Genomic DNA, 15,872 nt, shown 5'->3' on the forward strand with positions numbered 1-15,872 from the left:
AGTCTGATTTGAGAATGGTTCGCAACGCGCATGAAATTGTCCAGCTTCGCTGACTATGCCGTGGTCCTGATGTCGGCCGCCGCGCGCCATTGCGGCGCGGCCAAGATGAACGCGACGACGCTGAGCGCGGAAACCGGCATTCCGCTGCCTACCGCGCAGAAGCTGGTGAGCCGCCTGTCCGCTGCGGGCCTGCTCGAATCAAGTCGTGGCACCGGGGGCGGCGTGCGCCTGTCGCGTCCCCCCGCCACGATCACGCTGGCCGACGTGGTGGAGGCGGTCGAAGGACCGATCGCCATGACCGCCTGTGCCGACACCGGCGCGCATGACTGCACGCTGGAGCAGGACTGCCGCATCCGCCCGCATATGAATGTGGCGAACATGGCGATCCGTTCGGCGCTGGCCGGGGTTACGATCGCGAGTTTGACGAGAGAATTGGCATGACCGAAGTGACGACCAGAGAAGCGCGCAATGCCCAGGCGCAGGAGGCCGCCGATCGTGCGTCCACCTACGAACATGGCTGGGCGTCGAACATCGAACAGGACTTCGCGCCAAAGGGGCTGAACGAAGACACGGTCCGCTTCATCTCCGCCAAGAAAAATGAGCCGCAATGGCTGCTCGACTGGCGGCTGAAGGCTTTTGCGATGTGGCAGACGATGACGCCACCCGACTGGGCAAAGCTCAACGTCCCGCCGATCGACTATCAGGACGCCTATTATTACGCCGAGCCCAAGAAGAAGGTGGAACTGGATTCGCTGGACCAGGTCGATCCCGAAATCCTCGCCACCTACCAGAAACTGGGTATCCCGATTGCCGAGCAGGAAATGCTCGCCGGGGTAAAGGGCAGCCGCCGCGTCGCGGTCGACGCCGTGTTCGACTCGGTGTCGGTCGCCACCACGTTCCGCAAGGAACTGGAGGAAGCGGGCGTCATCTTCCGCTCGATCAGCGAAGCGGTGCGCGAATATCCCGATCTGGTGAAGAAGTGGATGGGCAAGGTCGTGCCGATGCACGACAATTATTTCGCGACGTTGAACTGCGCGGTCTTTTCTGACGGCACCTTCGTCTACATCCCCAAGGGCGTCCGCTGCCCGATGGAACTCAGCACCTATTTCCGCATCAATGCGGAAAATACCGGCCAGTTCGAACGCACCCTGATCGTCGCCGACGAAGGCAGCTATGTCTCCTATCTCGAAGGCTGCACCGCACCGATGCGCGACGAGAACCAGCTTCATGCCGCCGTCGTCGAACTGGTGGCGCTCGACGATGCGGAGATCAAATATTCGACCGTCCAGAACTGGTATCCCGGCGACGCGGACGGCAAGGGCGGCATCTATAATTTCGTGACCAAGCGTGCGCTCTGCCAGGGGCGCAATTCCAAGGTCAGCTGGACGCAGGTGGAAACCGGCAGCGCCATCACCTGGAAATATCCCAGTTGCGTGCTGAACGGCGAAAACAGCGTAGGCGAATTCTACTCGGTCGCGCTCACCAACAACAGGCAGCAGGCCGACACCGGCACCAAGATGATCCACAACGGGAAAAACACCCGATCGACCATCGTGTCGAAGGGGATCAGCGCGGGACGCAGCAACAACACCTATCGCGGCCTCGTCCGCGTCGCGCCCGGCGCAGAAGGCGTGCGCAACTTCACCCAGTGCGACAGCCTGCTGCTCGGCGACCAGTGCGGCGCGCACACCGTCCCCTATATCGAGGTGCGGAACCCTAGCGCCCAGATCGAACATGAAGCGACCACCAGCAAGATCAGCGATGATCAGCTCTTCTACGCCATGCAGCGCGGCCTGGACCAGGAAAGCGCCGTCGGCCTGATCGTCAACGGCTTCGCCCGCGAAGTGCTGCAACAACTACCGATGGAGTTCGCGGTCGAGGCGCAGAAATTGCTGGGGATCTCGCTGGAAGGGTCGGTCGGCTAGTGGGCAAGCAGACTGACCTGAACGACTGGGCAATCCAGATAGACTCCCCTCCCCTTCAGGGGAGGGGCCGGGGGTGGGGCGTCTCGGCCGGGCAGCTCGATTCGATGGCAACTTACGCCCGCACCAATCGTCGCAATCCGACCGAGCCGGAAGTGCGGCTATGGAGCATTCTCGCTCATTCGCAGCTTGGAGGCTATAAATTCCGTCGCCAAGCCGTGATCGGCAACGCCATCGCTGATTTCTTGTGCCCGCGCAAAGCGCTAGTCGTGGAAATAGATGGGCACACGCATGTCGATCATAGCGCTGATGCGCGGCGCACTGACCAGTTGGAAAGGCTTGGCTATCATGTCTTTCGGATCACGAATGATGACGTGATGTGCAATCTGGAAGGCGTGGGACGAGCGCTGCTCGATTGTCTCGAAAGCCTCCCCGATCGGCGAACGCCCCACCCCAACCCCTCCCCTGAAGGGGAGGGGCTTTCTCCCTCTCAAGGAACAGAATTTTGAGCGACGAAGACGATATTCAGGATGCCCTCGCGGATTTTGCGGAGGATGTTGGCAATGGCCAGTCATGGACCGCCGCGATCCGCATCCTGACCGAGGATTATGAGCTGGAGGACGGCGAGCTGGAACAGCGCGCCCGCGCCGATTTCGGCGATCTCGACACATTCGAGGCCGACAGCCGCGCCGCGCTGGACAAGGCGGACGCCGCGATGACCGAGAAGCTGCGCAAGGACAAGGCGTTCCACAAGGCGAAGGCCCCCAACCTGGCCCGCATGGGTCCGGTCAGCGAATTCGTCGTGGCGCTGCTCGAAAAAGGGCCGCCGGAAGAGAATGTCGACTGGTGGCCCTATATGCCGATCAAGCGGCATATCGACACGCTGTTTCCGGCGCCCGGTGACGTGCGGGACATGGCCTTCTGGACCGCCCGCACGCTCCAGCGCGCGCACGAAGGATAAATGATGCTGACGATCGACCAACTGACCAACGAAATTGACGGCAAGGCGATCCTGAAAGGCCTGTCGCTCCAGATCAACGCGGGGGAAATCCACGCGATCATGGGGCCGAACGGCGCGGGCAAATCGACGCTGGCCTACACGCTGGGCGGGCGGCCGGGTTATGAAGTGACCGGCGGCACCGCGACGTTCGATGGTGCCGACCTGTTCGATCTCGACCCGCATGAACGCGCCGCTGCCGGCCTGTTCCTGGGCTTTCAATATCCGGTCGAAATCCCCGGCGTCTCCAACCTCCAGTTCCTGCGCGAAAGCCTCAACAGTCAGAAGCGCGCGCGCGGGGAAAAGGAACTGAATGGCGGCGAATTCATCCGCCTCGCCAAGGAAAAGGCCGCTTTGCTCGGCCTCGACATGGATATGCTCAAGCGCCCGGTGAATGTCGGCTTTTCGGGCGGCGAAAAGAAGCGCGCCGAAATGGTGCAGATGGGCATCCTCGATCCCAAGCTGGCGATCCTCGACGAAACAGACTCCGGGCTGGACATCGACGCGCTCAAGATTGTGGGCGCTGGCATCAACGCGATCATGCGCAAGCCAGAAAAGGCAGTGCTGCTCATCACCCATTATCAGCGCCTGCTCGACTATGTGAAGCCGGACTATGTCCATGTGCTGGCTGGCGGGCGGATCGTGAAGTCGGGCGGCCCGGAACTGGCGCTCGAACTGGAACGTGAAGGCTATTCTGATGTGGTTGGGGCCGAGGTGGTCGGATAACCGAATATCTGTCCTATCGCGGTGAAATGCGGGATAATATACTTAAATTACAAAGGCTTATACCGAAAACACCGTGCATATGGACGAAGTTGGACGAGTTTGAACCGCAAGGCATTGAAAACAAAGCGATGAACATGTTGGACCTTCCCACCCGCCGCGACGAAAGCTGGCGTTATAGCGACCTTTCGGCGCTCCAGAGCGTCTGGCCGCTGCCCGCGCCGGTGCGAATCGACGTTGCGGCGGGCGAAGCGGCGCATCACCATCTGTTGCAGGACGCAGCCGATGGCGCGACGGCGGTGCATGATTATGTCGTGACCGTGGCCGATGGCGCGCGCTGCGATTTTCATGTCCTCAACATTGGCGGCCAGCTGGGGCGAGTGACAATCGACGTGACGCTGGGCCGGGGCAGCCATTTCGAGCTGGGCGGCGCCATTCTGGGCAGCGGTGATCAGACGTTGGAAATCGTCACCAGCGTCACCCATGCGCAGCCCGACGCGACCAGCGGCCAGACGATCCGCTCGATCCTGAGCGAGCGCGCCACCGGCAGCTATCTCGGCAGGATCGCGGTCGCCCGCGACGCGCAGCGCACTGACGCCTTCCAGTCGGTCAAGGCCATGTTGCTGGATCGTACCGCGACCGCCAATGCCAAGCCGGAACTGGAAATCTATGCCGACGACGTGAAATGCGCCCATGGCGCGACCGTGGGCGAACTGGACAAGGCAGCGCTTTTCTACATGGCCTCGCGCGGGATGGACCCGGCGACCGCCAAGACGCTGCTGCTGCGCTCCTTCGTGGCGGGCGTGTTCGACAGCGTGGCGGATGAGGCGGTGAAGGACAGGCTCGAAGCGGCGGCGATCGCCAAGCTGGAGGCAATGGTATGAACGCTGTTCCATCCCACTCCGTCATCCCGGACTTGATCCGGGATCCAGGGCGGCACGCGTGGTGCGGGAGACTCTGGATGCCGGATCACGTCCGGCATGACGAGGAAGGTAAAATCCTGTGAGCGTCATCGCCCCCGAACGCCTGTCGCTCCGCGCCGATTTCCCCGGCGTGCTCGACTGGCATTATCTCGACAGTGCCGCCACCGCACAAAAGCCGCAGGCGGTGATCGACGCCATCGCCCGCGCCTATGGCCCCGACTATGCCACCGTTCATCGCGGCGTTTATGCGCGGTCCGCCAACATGACGCTCGCCTATGAATCGGCCCGGCGCAAGGTGGCCGGTTTCATCGGCGCGAAGTCGGACAGCGAAATCGTCTATGTCCGCGGCGCGACCGAAGGGATCAACCTGGTCGCGCAATGCTGGGCGGGCGAACAGCTGAAGGCGGGCGACCGCATCCTCCTGTCCACGCTGGAACATCACAGCAATATCGTGCCGTGGCAGATGGTGGCGGAAAAGGTCGGCGCCCATATCGACGTCGTGCCGCTGACCGATGATGGCCGGATCGATCTTGACGCGATGCGCGCCATGATCACGCCCCGGCATCGCATGGTCGCGCTCGCCCATGTGTCCAACGTGCTGGGCAGCGTGCTGGATTGCCGCCGCGCCGCCGACATCGCGCATATGGTCGGCGCGCGGATATTGATCGACGGTTGTCAGGCCGTGCCGCGCCTCGCCGTCGACGTGCAGGCGCTCGATTGCGATTTCTACGTCTTTTCCGCGCATAAACTCTACGGCCCGACCGGCATCGGCGTGCTGTGGGCGCGGCAGGAACTGCTCGACGCCATGCCTCCCTATCAGGGCGGCGGATCGATGATCGACAAGGTGACGTTTGAAAAAACGACCTACGCCCCCGCGCCGACCCGGTTCGAAGCGGGAACGCCGCATATCAGCGGCGTAATCGGCCTGTCGGCGGCGATCGACTATGTGCAGGCGATCGGGCTGGACGCGATCCACGCGCATGAATGTGCACTGGTGGCGCAGGCACGCGCGGCGCTCGACAATCTCAACAGCGTGCGGCTTTTCGGGCCGGACGACAGTGCGGGCATCCTCTCGTTTGAAGTCGAGGGGGTGCATCCGCACGATGTCGGCACCATATTGGACGAAGCGGGCGTCGCGATCCGCGCCGGGCATCATTGCGCCCAGCCGTTGATGCGCCATCTGGGCGTGGAAGCGACCGCACGGGCCAGCTTTGGCATTTATAGCGATCAGGGCGACGTCGATGCGCTGGTCGCGGGTTTGGAACGGGTAAGGAAGATCTTCGGATGACCGAGGCGAACAAGATCGTGGTGGAAGAGGTAGAGGCCGTTGACGCCCCGCCCAAGGCACGGGTGGAAGAAGCGCCGCGCCAGCGCGACTATCTCGACGGCTTCCTCGCCGCCAAGCCTGCTGAAGCCCCGGCGGGTGAACCGGGCGGCGATGTCTATGATGGCGTCATCGACGCGCTCAAGGATATTTTCGACCCGGAAATCCCGGTCAACATCTATGATCTGGGGCTGATCTATGGCGTCGATGTGTCGCCCGACAATCATGTCGTCGTCACCATGACGCTGACCACGCCGCATTGCCCCGTGGCCGAATCCATGCCCGGCGAAGTCGAACTGCGTGTCGGCGCCGTCCCCGGCGTCGGCGATGCACAGGTCAATCTGGTCTGGGATCCGCCATGGGATCCGGCCAAGATGAGCGATGAGGCCAAGCTGGAACTGGGGATGCTGTGATGACGACCGAGACCAAGACCCGCGCCCGCCCCGCCGCCGTCACGCTGACGCCCAGCGCCGAACAGCGCATCGCCGACCTGATGGCCAACGCGCCGGAGGGGACGATCGGCGTCAAGCTTTCCACGCCCCGGCGCGGCTGTTCGGGCCTGGCCTATTCGGTCGATTATGTGAGCGAGGAAGCCAAATTCGATGAGAAGATCGTGACGCCCGGCGGCACCTTCTACATTGACGGCGCGTCGGTGCTTTATCTGGTCGGATCGACGATGGACTGGGTGGAGGATGACTTCACCGCCGGCTTCACCTTCGCCAATCCCAATGCCAAGGGCGCCTGTGGCTGCGGCGAGAGCTTCACGGTCTAGTCTCTGTCTCCGTTCGTTTCGAGCGAAGCCGAGAAACGGTACGCACAGGTTTCTCGACCTTGCCTGTCCTGAGCGCCTGCCTTGGCAAGCAGTCGAAGGGCTCGAAACGGACGGAGGAGTATATTGCCTCATCTATTGATCTTTGGCCTTGGCTATACCGCGTCACGGCTGGCCGACCGCCTGCGATCGGATGGCTGGCGCATCACCGCCACCCGCCGTCATGCCGACGCAGACACGCTGGCCTTCGATGACGATCCCTCTGTCCGCGCGGCCATCGCCAGCGCCACCCATATCCTCTCCTCCGTCCCGCCCGCAGGTGATGTCGACCCGGTGCTGGCCCGCTACGGTACCGCGATAGCCGCCGCACCGGCGCGCTGGATCGGTTATCTCTCCTCCACCGGCGTCTATGGCGATACGCGCGGAGCGTGGGTCGATGAAGCCAGCCCGGTCGGCACCGGCCGCCGTACCGCCAGGGCGGAGGCCGACCAGTCCTGGGGCGCGTTGCGGCCTGATATGCGCCGTTTCCGCCTGCCGGGCATCTACGGTCCGGGCCGTTCGGCGCTGGACCGGGTGCGGGCGGGGAAAGCGCATCGCATCGACCTGCCCGACCAGATTTTCAGCCGCGTCCATGTCGATGACATTGTCGCAGGGATCATGGCTTCGTTCGATGGGCCGCCGGGCATCTATAATCTGGCCGACGACCTGCCCTGCGCGCAAAACCGGGTGATAGAGGCCGCCTGCGACATGCTGGGGATGGCCCATCCGCCCCTGCTGACGCTGGAACAGGCCGCGCTGTCGCCCATGGCGCTGGCCTTTTATGCAGAGAACCGCCGCGTCGCCAATGGACGCGCAAAACGCCTGCTTGGCTGGTCGCCACGTTACCCGACCTATGTGCAGGGGCTTGCTGCCTGCGACTCGACGGGTGCGTGATTCGGTTCGGCGCAAAGACTGGCCGCCGATTACCACTTGTTAACCACAGCGGCGCGATAGCGGGTTATCACTTGTCGGGACAGACTGATGGATCGCATCGACCATATTTTCGGCACGCTCAGCCAGCGGATGAGCAGCATGAAGCAACCCTGCCGTGCGATGCCAGCATCCGAACCGCTTTCCAGCCTGATCGACAAGGTCAACGCGGCCAAGCAGCGCTATCAGCCCGGCATGGGTCGTTAAAAGCTCAGGGTTCGCCCTTCGATTCCAGCATCCGTCGCTCGGCGAACCATTGTTGCAGCCTCTGGGCCGCACAGCCGGTGAAGCCGTTGCTGCCGATCACCGAACAACTGCCCGGCAGGGTCTGGCGCTGGACCTGTTCCATCGTCGCCACCTGGCTGCCCCAGCCGGGGCCACCCGCCACCGCCGGTTTTTCGCGCAACTTCTTGGGGATGCGGTAGCGCTCGGCTTCGGGCCTGCGCGCGCACACCACGATTTCGCTGTCATCCTTGCCCTTGGGGCAGGGATCATCGCCATAGACGATCAGGTTGAATATGCGGTCGGGCGGCGGTTCAGGCTGCGCCAGCACGGGCGTCGCCGGGATCAAAGCCGCCCCTATCAGGGCCAGGGACATAGACAGACGCATCATCGGAAAATCCTTCATTCGCCCCTGTCATTGCCCGCCTTGCCCGAAAGCGGAGACTCCTTGTCCAGACGCCGTTCGGCGCCCGGACCCGTCAGGGTTGCGATGCGGGCGCCGTATCCTTGGCCTTTTCCTCCGCCACGACCCGCGCTTCGATCGCTTCGCTGTCGGCGTCGATGGTGGACAGGCGCTTGGCGCGCTCGGCTTCTACCAGATCCTTCCAGCTGGCATTGTCGAGCGCCTGCCGTTCCGCCTTGGCCAGCCGCGCCAGCTGCGCGAAGCAGCCGGTTGCGCCGCCACCGCCGACCGGCGAGCAGCTTTCGGTGCCGGACCGCCCGACATATTCCATCGACCGCACCCGCTCGCCCCAGGCCTGTTTGCTGGGTTCATTGGGATCGCCGCGCAGCGGTTCGGGGATGCGATAGCGCTCTTCCTCCCCCTTGCGCGCGCACACGACAATGTCGTCGCCCTGGCTTTGCGGACAGGCATCGTCGCCATAAACGATGACAAGGTTGACCTTCTCCGTCGTCGGCGCGGCCGCCGCGGTGGGCGCGCTTGACGGCTGGGCCAGTGCGGGGCCGGCAGCGCTCATCAGCAACAGCGCGGCGATCATCGGTATCCTGGTCATCCGTCGGTCCTTTTCAGATGCGCTTTGATAGCGCGATGGCGGCCCGGCATCCCAAACGAATGGCGCCCGACAAGAGGGGGTAGGCAGGGGCCTGCTGCGCTCCATGCGCCAGCGCGGCATCGCGATGCTCGACTTCCTCTGCCTGAAAATCCGCGATGGCGGTGGAGAGTTCCGGATCGTCGCTGCCTAATTGCACTAATTGTTCGCCATAATGGCGGTCGATCTCCGTCTCGATCGCGGCGGTACAGGCCATGGCGGCCTTGGGACCGATCGCCGCCGTCACCGCACCCAGCGCAAAGCCCGCCACGTTCCAGATCGGTGCCAGCGCGGTCGGTCGCACGCCGCGCCGGGCGATCATGGCGTCGAACGTCTGGCGGTGGCGCTCTTCCTGCGCGGCCATGCCCGCAATGATGCGGGCATCGGGATGCCGATCGCCCATCACGGCAAGCTGCCCTGCATAGATGCGCGTCGCGCCGAACTCACCGGCCTGATCGACCCGCAGCATCGACGCGCGATCGGCGGGCTTGGGACGGCGACCGGGTCGGGGAAAATCCTGCTTCGCGCTCATGCATTGCGTCCTTTGCGTCCCAACAACGCCAAGATGGCGAGTGCGCCACCGACCGACAAGAGGCCGTTATAGCCCGCCAGCGATATGCCCAGCAGGCTCCATGGCGCAACATCGCAGCGGGTGATGGGCGTCGCCATGATCTGGGTCAATATATCGGCCGCATTGCCGCCGGTCGGCGATGTGGAGCAGGCGGTCAGCCCTTCCCACCAGCCATATTCGACCCCGGCATGGAACAGGCCGATGGCGCCGCTTATGGCGATGGCGATGGCGGCCAGCGTCGTGAACATCGCGCTGGTCCTCGGATTGCCCTTTGCCGCAAAGGCCAGCAGCGCCAGCGCGATCGCGGCCATATGCGGATAACGCTGCCACCAGCACATTTCGCACGGATGCAATCCGCCCACATATTGCGACGCATAGGCACCGCCCAGCAGCGCCACGGGGATCAGCAGCGCCAGGGCGCGAGCGAGGGGAAGTTTGCTCATCATCCCCGCTTAAACCCCCAGGCACCTTTCGTCATGCTGAACTTGCGGGATTCCCACACCATCCGCTCAGGGCGAACGGGAATGATAGGGACCCCCTTACTTCGCCCCCGGCTTCCTGGCCGCAGCCTGCGCGATGGTTGCGCCCGGCGTGCTGGCCAGGCGACCAATCGTCTTGAGCGCATAGTCGAGCTGGAAATCCTCGACGCCCTTCTTCTTCAATTCCTCGGCCGACATGGCAAAGCGCGGATCGTCCTTGGCATCTTCCTCCAGCGTCTTGTCGTCGGTCTTGATCTCGTTGATCAAATGGCGGCGCAAGTCGCTTTCGCGATATTTGGGGCGGTTCTTGTAATCGGGGTCGGACAGCTGCGGGACGCGGATGTCGGGCTGGATGCCCCCTTCCTGCACGCTGCGGCCCGAAGGCGTATAGTAACGCGCCGTGGTCAGCTTGAGCGCGGTGGTGTTCGACAGCGGCAACATCGTCTGCACGCTGCCCTTGCCAAAGCTGCGTTCGCCCATCACCAGCGCGCGATGCTGGTCCTGCAACGCACCGGCGACGATTTCGGATGCGGACGCCGATCCTGCATCGACCAGCACGATCACCGGCAGACCCTTCGCATCGTCACCAGGCTTGGCATAATAGCGTTCGACATCGCCCTTGGCCCGGCCGCGCTGCGACACGATCTCGCCGCGTTCTAGGAAAGCGTCGCTGACCGATACGGCTTCATCCAGCAGACCGCCGGGATTGGACCGCAGGTCCAGCACATAGCCGGTCGGCTTGTGGCCCAGCGACTTGTCGATGCTGCGGATCGCCTGCCGTACATCGGCACCGGTATTGGCAGAAAAGCTGACGATGTTGATGACGCCGATGCCGTTCTTCACTTCCCATTTCACTGGCTTCAACTGAATGATCTCGCGCGTCAGTGTCAGGTCGATCGGCTTGTCGCGTCCGGCCCGCACGATCGTCAGCTTCAGGCTGGTGCCCGGTGCGCCGCGCATCTTGTCGACCGCTTCGTCCAGCGTGCCGCCATAGATCAGCTGCCCGTCGATATGGGTGATATAGTCGCCCGCCTTGATCCCCGCGCGCCAGGCCGGGGTATCCTGCGTCGGCGCGATCACCTTGACCGCGCCATCCTCCTGCGTGACCGACAGGCCCAGGCCGCCATAGCTGCCCTCGGTCTGGGTCCGCAGATTCTGGAAATCGCGCGCGTCCAGGAAGCTGCTGTGCGGGTCCAGGCTGGCCAGCATCCCGTCGATCGCGCCCTTGATCAGCTTTTCATCGTCGACTTTCTCGACATAATCGCTGCGGACCTTCTGGAACACGTCCATGAATTCGTCGAGCGCCTTGTAGCTCGACGCCTCCCCATCGGCGAGCGCCGCGGTGGTGGCGGGAATGAGCGCAAGCGCCCCGAGCGCAAGTGTGCCCTGGAGGAAGGTGGATTTCATGGTTGTCCTTGATTCCGGCATCTGCGTTCCATCATAAGCCGATTCGCGTCCCGACGCAAAAGCGCGCTTCGACGAATGTTGCGTAGGGTCGATGAGCGTCAGGTTAATGAGCGCGCGATCCTCATCCCAGCCCCACCAGCGGCACGATGTCGACCGGACGGCCGTTGCGGCGCAGTTCTATGGTGATGGTGGGACGGCCAGGGCCGGTGATGGCGACCGGCTCGCCCTGCCGCACGCTGTCGCCCACTTGCGCGGTAATGCGATGCAGGCCGGTGATCAGCGTGGTCCAGCCCTGGCCATGGTCGATGATCAATATCTGGCCATAGCCGCGATAGGGCCCGGCAAAGGCGATGCGTCCGGCGGTCGGCGCGACCGCCTGCGCCCCCGGCTGCGTCACCAGCGTCAGCCCGCGTGAGCGGACGCCGCCATCATTCACCTCGCCCATGCCCGTGACCAGCTGGCCCACGACCGGCAGGCGATAGGGCGGCGGGCCGCGCATCGCCACGGCCCGGTCAGGGGCAGGGGCGTCGGTCTCGTCGGGGCGAGCCGGGCGCAGCAGCGGACCAGGCAGCGCAGCCAGCTTGTCGCGCAGGTCGCCCGCTTCCTCCAGCCGGTCCATCAGGTCGACAATGTCGCGCGCCCGCTCGCCCAGCGCCAGCGCCCGCTCGCTCTCCATCCCCGCATTGGTGCGATAGTCGCGCGCGGCCACCCACTTCTGCGCCTCCAGCGCGGCGAGTTGGGCCTGTCTTTCCTTGCGCTGTTGCTGGCTGCTGGCCAGCGCATCGGCCGCCTGCTGCGCCGTCGCGCGCAGCGCCCGGCTGCGTTCCAGCTCGGCGCGCAGCCCCGCGGTACGCTGGCGGATCACCGGGAGTATCTGCCCCAGCACCGCGCGCATATGCACGGCATCGGTGATCGAGCCGGGCTGGACCAGCGCCAGCGCCAGCGGGCGGCGCGCCATCATCTGGAGCGCGGCGGTCAGGCGCACGACCGGTTCCTGCTTGGCCGCCAGCCGGGCCGCCTGCGCGCGCTGCATCCGCGCGACGATGGCGATGCGCGCCTGCGCGCCCGCTATGTCGGCTTCGGCCTGCTGGATGCGCGCGGCGATCGCGGCGGCGCGGCGGCGCGCCTGCTCGGCCTCGTCGCGCGCTGCGCTCGCCTGCTGGTCGAGCCGGGCGGACCGATCGCGCGCCTCGTCCGACTGGCGGCGCGCGGCCTTCAGCGCGGCCTGTTCCTGTTGCAATGTGGTGCCGGCGGTGCCGGGCAGGATGATAGCGTCGTCATCGGCGGCGGGCAGGCGCGACGCGGCCAGGACGCCAAGGCCCGCCATCATCGCGATCATGATCCCGCCCCGTGTCACCCGCCTATCCTTCGCGATGATAGGGGTGGTTGGCAAGGATGGAGCAGGCCCGCCACAATTGTTCGGCCAGCATCGCGCGGGCCATCATGTGCGGCCAGGTCATATTGCCAAAGGCGATCAGCAGGTCCGCATTCGCCCGTTCGGCGTCGTCAAACCCGTCCGCCGCGCCGATCAGGAAGCGGCATTCGCGCGTTCCCGCGTCGCGCCAGCCTTCGATCCGCCGGGCAAAGTCCATGGAGGATAGCTGCTTGCCCTTTTCGTCCAGCATCACCGTGACGGTGCCGGGCGCCTGCGGGGGCAGCTTGCCGCCCCGATCAGGCATTTCGGTGATCTTGTGCGGCATGGTCAGCCGCTTGACATAGCGGTCGACCAGTTCGGCTTCGGGCGACCGCCCGATCTTCCCGCGCGCGATGATATGGAGGAGCATTCAGCCTTAATCCGTTCACCCTGAGCGAAGTCGAAGGGTTCGGCTGAGCCGCAGGCGAAGCCACTTCGCTACGCTCAGTGGAAGGCTTCGACTTCGCTCAGCCCGAACGGCGTTGGGTTACGCTGTCCCCGCCACTGGCGCGTCGACGAAGCCCCACATCCGTTCCAGATTGTAGAAGCTGCGCACTTCGGGCCGGAACAGGTGGACGATCACGTCGCCCGCGTCGATCAGCACCCAGTCGGCGACCGGCAGCCCTTCGATGCGGCACGAACGGCCCGTGCCTTTCTTGACCCGCTCGGCCAGATGCTCGGCGATCGCCGCGACCTGGCGCGACGAACGACCGCTCGCAATCACCATATAATCGGCGATGCTGCTCTTGCCTTCGAGGGGGATGGAAATGGTTTCCTGGGCCTGGTCGTCGTCGAGCGACTGCATGACGAGGGCGTGCAGGGCGGCCACGCTATCGGCCGCTGCGGCCGTATCGTTGGCAATAAGGGGTCTGGTCAAAAAAGCTCCATTCTAGACGATCAGCCGACGCGTGAGCGGGTCCCGCACACGTGCATGTTCATATTCGCGATGCCAGAGGGGGTTCACCTGCCGAAACAGGGTCGCCGATCTTGGATCAGGGCGAAAGCGCAATAGCACGAGCGCCGGCGGTCTCCAATTCGTCCAGCCTGCTTTCTGGCAAGCGGGCAGGACGAAGCGCCGCAGCCAGTTCATGGCCACAGAGCCACGAGCAGCACCATCATAGCCCGGACGGGCGATCACGGCAATGGGCATTTGACGCGCTATGCCGCGCCAGTCCCTCCACTGGCTGAACTGCGCCAGATTATCGGCCCCCATCAGCCAGATGAAGCGGTTGCGCGGGTAGCGGCGGGTCAGCGCGCGCAGCGTGTCTGCCGTGTAGCGCGTGCCCAGTTGCGTCTCGATCGCGGTGGCGCGAATCGGGGCGCGCCGCGCGACCTTGCGCGCATGGGCCAGCCGGGCGGGCAGGGGCGTCATGCCTGCGCGGGGCTTCAGCGGGTTGCCCGGCGACACCAGCCACCAAATCTCGTCTAGCCCCAGCGCCTTTGCCGCGAACAGCGAAATCGCGCGATGCCCGCCATGGGCCGGGTTGAAGGAGCCGCCGAGCAGGCCGATGCGTGTCATAGCCCCGCCATGCCATCTGGCGCGGGTCGCTGCAATCGCGCTGCTGCCCGGTCAGGGTGCGGCGACGATCCCCCAGGGCGCGCTCCCGACGGCGATCGTCGCGCTCACCTGCGCCTTGGCCAGATCGATCACCGATACCGAATCGGACAGGCCATTGGCTGTATAGGCTTGGGTGCCATCGGCGCTGACCGCGACATGCCAGACCCGCCTGCCCACGGGCACATAGGCGCGGACTTTGCGGGTCGCGACATCGACCAGCGCGACATGATCGGCCCGGCCCAGCGCAACGATGGCGGTCCTGCCATCGGGGGTGAAACGGATGCCGCACGGCAGGATGCGATGCGCCGGGACGCCCGGTATCTCGAACCGCAGCGTCTCGCGCACCGCACGGCTTGTCGTGTCGATGATCTGGACAGTGCCGCCAATTTCTGCCGCGACCCATAATTGCGCGCCGTCGGCGGTGAATTCGACATGGCGCGGGCGCTGGTCGGTCGGGGTTTCGGCGACCATCTGGCGCGTGCCAAGGTCGATCCAGTTGACGACATTATCCTCTTCGGACGTCACTGCCACCCACTGGCCGTCCGGGCTTTGCGCCACCCCTTCCGGCTCGCCGCCGACATCGACCTGAAAGGCGACGGTGCGGCTGGCCAGGTCTATCGCCGTCAGCGCGGCATTATCCTCATTGGCGACGAAGAGCGTCTTGCCGTCGCGGGAGAGGGCAAATTGCTCCGGGTCTTGCCCAGATGGCAATTCCGCGACCAGTTTGCCGGTTGCGCGGTCGATCACCTGGACCGCATGGTCGGTGCTGGCGCACAGATAGAGGTAGCGGCCATCCTTCGACAGGGTGATGCCACGCGGGCGGCCGCCCACGGCCCAGGTCGCCGTCACCTGCCCCGACGCGGTATCGACCACAGACACGCTGTCCCCGCGCTCGTTGGAGACATAGAGGGTTTCCCCCTGCGCGGCGGTGGGCAGCGCCAGCCAGACGGCCCCGACGGCAATGCCGATGCGCTTCATATCCTGATCCTCTCACCGCTTTGGCCGCCATCCTATCGGCTGGTAACGATCGACGGGATTGTACCAATGGCCAATGGGCCGCGCGCCTGCCTTAGCCGATATTCCGGTCAACGAGAATCCGCGTGAGAGGATGACGCATATGAAACTGGGACGGATCGCGCTGCTGGGCGCCATTGCCACGCTGGGCATGACCGGGGCGAGCGCGCTGCTGGCGCATGGCGATGTCACGCCGCAAGCAGTCGACACGAGCGCGCTGCCGGAGATTGGCGAAGCCTGGCTCGAAAAAAACCCCTATAGCGGCAACGCCAAGGCGATCGAGATCGGCCAGTCGGCTTATGGTCAAAATTGCGCGCGCTGCCATGGGCTGGATGCGGAATCCGGCGGCATCGCGCCGGACCTGCGTTATCTGGAGGAAGGCGAATCCGGCGATCAATGGTTCGCCGAACGCTTCCGCCACGGCTCCAGCCATGACGGCAAGGTCTATATGCCGCCCTTTGGCGACGTATTGGGGCAAAAGGCCGGCTGGGCCATCCGCGCCTGGCTTGAAACCAAACATGAGGGATAGGG

Annotated in this window: 22 protein-coding genes; 12 read left to right on the forward strand and 10 right to left on the reverse strand. The window is 64.6% G+C overall.

The genetic code is table 11. The annotated features are described in order from the left end of the window. Positions 1-30: 30 nt before the first annotated feature. From AC07X9_RS13805 to AC07X9_RS13855, 11 genes are all read left to right on the forward strand, one after another. Positions 31-441, forward strand: coding sequence for an RrF2 family transcriptional regulator (locus AC07X9_RS13805; RefSeq protein WP_017183592.1), 411 nt, complete (start codon positions 31-33; stop codon positions 439-441). Next, positions 438-1,925 carry a Fe-S cluster assembly protein SufB gene (sufB, locus tag AC07X9_RS13810; protein ID WP_017183591.1) on the forward strand — a complete coding sequence of 496 codons (1,488 nt, stop codon included), beginning with the start codon at positions 438-440 and terminating at the stop codon, positions 1,923-1,925. The genes AC07X9_RS13805 and sufB overlap by 4 nt, the downstream gene beginning before the upstream one ends. A gap of 104 nt (positions 1,926-2,029) precedes the next feature. Continuing rightward, complete coding sequence (locus AC07X9_RS13815) at positions 2,030-2,431, forward strand: endonuclease domain-containing protein (protein ID WP_081490937.1); 402 nt, start codon at positions 2,030-2,032, stop codon at positions 2,429-2,431. Then, positions 2,428-2,883: a hypothetical protein gene (locus AC07X9_RS13820; RefSeq protein ID WP_017183589.1), complete on the forward strand. Its 456-nt coding sequence runs from the start codon at positions 2,428-2,430 to the stop codon at positions 2,881-2,883. Before AC07X9_RS13815 ends, AC07X9_RS13820 begins: the two co-directional genes overlap by 4 nt. 3 nt (positions 2,884-2,886) lie before the next feature. Further along, entirely contained in the window at positions 2,887-3,645 is a 759-nt protein-coding gene (sufC, locus tag AC07X9_RS13825; protein WP_026002477.1) for a Fe-S cluster assembly ATPase SufC, read from the forward strand. Between the two features lie 128 nt (positions 3,646-3,773). Next, a complete protein-coding gene (locus tag AC07X9_RS13830) occupies positions 3,774-4,526 on the forward strand; it encodes a SufD family Fe-S cluster assembly protein (protein WP_026002476.1) in 753 nt (250 codons plus the stop codon). A 118-nt stretch (positions 4,527-4,644) separates the two neighbouring features. Beyond that, entirely contained in the window at positions 4,645-5,853 is a 1,209-nt protein-coding gene (locus AC07X9_RS13835; protein WP_017183586.1) for a cysteine desulfurase, read from the forward strand. Then, positions 5,850-6,302, forward strand: a complete 453-nt coding sequence (locus AC07X9_RS13840) for an SUF system Fe-S cluster assembly protein (RefSeq protein WP_017183585.1) — start codon at positions 5,850-5,852, stop codon at positions 6,300-6,302. The genes AC07X9_RS13835 and AC07X9_RS13840 overlap by 4 nt, the downstream gene beginning before the upstream one ends. Then, positions 6,302-6,661 carry a HesB/IscA family protein gene (locus tag AC07X9_RS13845; RefSeq protein ID WP_017183584.1) on the forward strand — a complete coding sequence of 120 codons (360 nt, stop codon included), beginning with the start codon at positions 6,302-6,304 and terminating at the stop codon, positions 6,659-6,661. Before AC07X9_RS13840 ends, AC07X9_RS13845 begins: the two co-directional genes overlap by 1 nt. A gap of 123 nt (positions 6,662-6,784) precedes the next feature. Beyond that, positions 6,785-7,591, forward strand: a complete 807-nt coding sequence (locus AC07X9_RS13850) for a Rossmann-fold NAD(P)-binding domain-containing protein (protein ID WP_026002475.1) — start codon at positions 6,785-6,787, stop codon at positions 7,589-7,591. Positions 7,592-7,678: 87 nt separating this feature from the next. Then, positions 7,679-7,834, forward strand: a complete 156-nt coding sequence (locus AC07X9_RS13855; protein WP_017183582.1) for a hypothetical protein — start codon at positions 7,679-7,681, stop codon at positions 7,832-7,834. 4 nt (positions 7,835-7,838) lie between these two features. Here AC07X9_RS13855 and AC07X9_RS13860 read toward each other — a convergent pair whose 3' ends face one another. The 10 genes from AC07X9_RS13860 to AC07X9_RS13905 form a co-directional block, all read right to left on the reverse strand. Further along, positions 7,839-8,255 carry a hypothetical protein gene (locus AC07X9_RS13860; RefSeq protein ID WP_017183581.1) on the reverse strand — a complete coding sequence of 139 codons (417 nt, stop codon included), beginning with the start codon at positions 8,253-8,255 and terminating at the stop codon, positions 7,839-7,841. 73 nt (positions 8,256-8,328) lie between these two features. Then, on the reverse strand, positions 8,329-8,862 hold the full coding sequence (locus tag AC07X9_RS13865; RefSeq protein ID WP_026002473.1) for a hypothetical protein: 534 nt from the start codon (positions 8,860-8,862) through the stop codon (positions 8,329-8,331). A 13-nt stretch (positions 8,863-8,875) separates the two neighbouring features. Then, positions 8,876-9,430, reverse strand: a complete 555-nt coding sequence (locus tag AC07X9_RS13870; protein WP_017183579.1) for a demethoxyubiquinone hydroxylase family protein — start codon at positions 9,428-9,430, stop codon at positions 8,876-8,878. Continuing rightward, positions 9,427-9,912, reverse strand: a complete 486-nt coding sequence (locus AC07X9_RS13875; protein WP_026002472.1) for a disulfide bond formation protein B — start codon at positions 9,910-9,912, stop codon at positions 9,427-9,429. Before AC07X9_RS13875 ends, AC07X9_RS13870 begins: the two co-directional genes overlap by 4 nt. 96 nt (positions 9,913-10,008) lie before the next feature. After that, positions 10,009-11,355 (reverse strand): S41 family peptidase, encoded by a 1,347-nt coding sequence (locus AC07X9_RS13880; protein WP_017183577.1) that lies wholly within the window; start codon positions 11,353-11,355, stop codon positions 10,009-10,011. Between the two features lie 121 nt (positions 11,356-11,476). Next, complete coding sequence (locus tag AC07X9_RS13885) at positions 11,477-12,694, reverse strand: murein hydrolase activator EnvC family protein (protein WP_086485826.1); 1,218 nt, start codon at positions 12,692-12,694, stop codon at positions 11,477-11,479. Positions 12,695-12,716: 22 nt separating this feature from the next. Beyond that, positions 12,717-13,139 (reverse strand): 23S rRNA (pseudouridine(1915)-N(3))-methyltransferase RlmH, encoded by a 423-nt coding sequence (locus AC07X9_RS13890; RefSeq protein ID WP_017183719.1) that lies wholly within the window; start codon positions 13,137-13,139, stop codon positions 12,717-12,719. A 117-nt stretch (positions 13,140-13,256) separates the two neighbouring features. Continuing rightward, positions 13,257-13,646 carry a ribosome silencing factor gene (gene rsfS, locus AC07X9_RS13895; RefSeq protein WP_017183718.1) on the reverse strand — a complete coding sequence of 130 codons (390 nt, stop codon included), beginning with the start codon at positions 13,644-13,646 and terminating at the stop codon, positions 13,257-13,259. A gap of 12 nt (positions 13,647-13,658) precedes the next feature. Next, positions 13,659-14,288 (reverse strand): nicotinate-nucleotide adenylyltransferase, encoded by a 630-nt coding sequence (locus AC07X9_RS13900; RefSeq protein WP_017183717.1) that lies wholly within the window; start codon positions 14,286-14,288, stop codon positions 13,659-13,661. Positions 14,289-14,339: 51 nt separating this feature from the next. Next, positions 14,340-15,305, reverse strand: coding sequence for a PQQ-dependent catabolism-associated beta-propeller protein (locus tag AC07X9_RS13905; protein WP_017183716.1), 966 nt, complete (start codon positions 15,303-15,305; stop codon positions 14,340-14,342). Between the two features lie 139 nt (positions 15,306-15,444). Between AC07X9_RS13905 and pedF the strand changes: the two genes are divergently transcribed. Further along, the gene (gene pedF, locus AC07X9_RS13910; protein ID WP_026002500.1) at positions 15,445-15,870 is read left to right on the forward strand and encodes a cytochrome c-550 PedF; all 426 of its coding nucleotides are present in this window, start codon (positions 15,445-15,447) and stop codon (positions 15,868-15,870) included. Positions 15,871-15,872 lie beyond the last annotated feature (2 nt).

This window comes from Sphingobium sp. GW456-12-10-14-TSB1 (genome assembly GCF_059424385.1).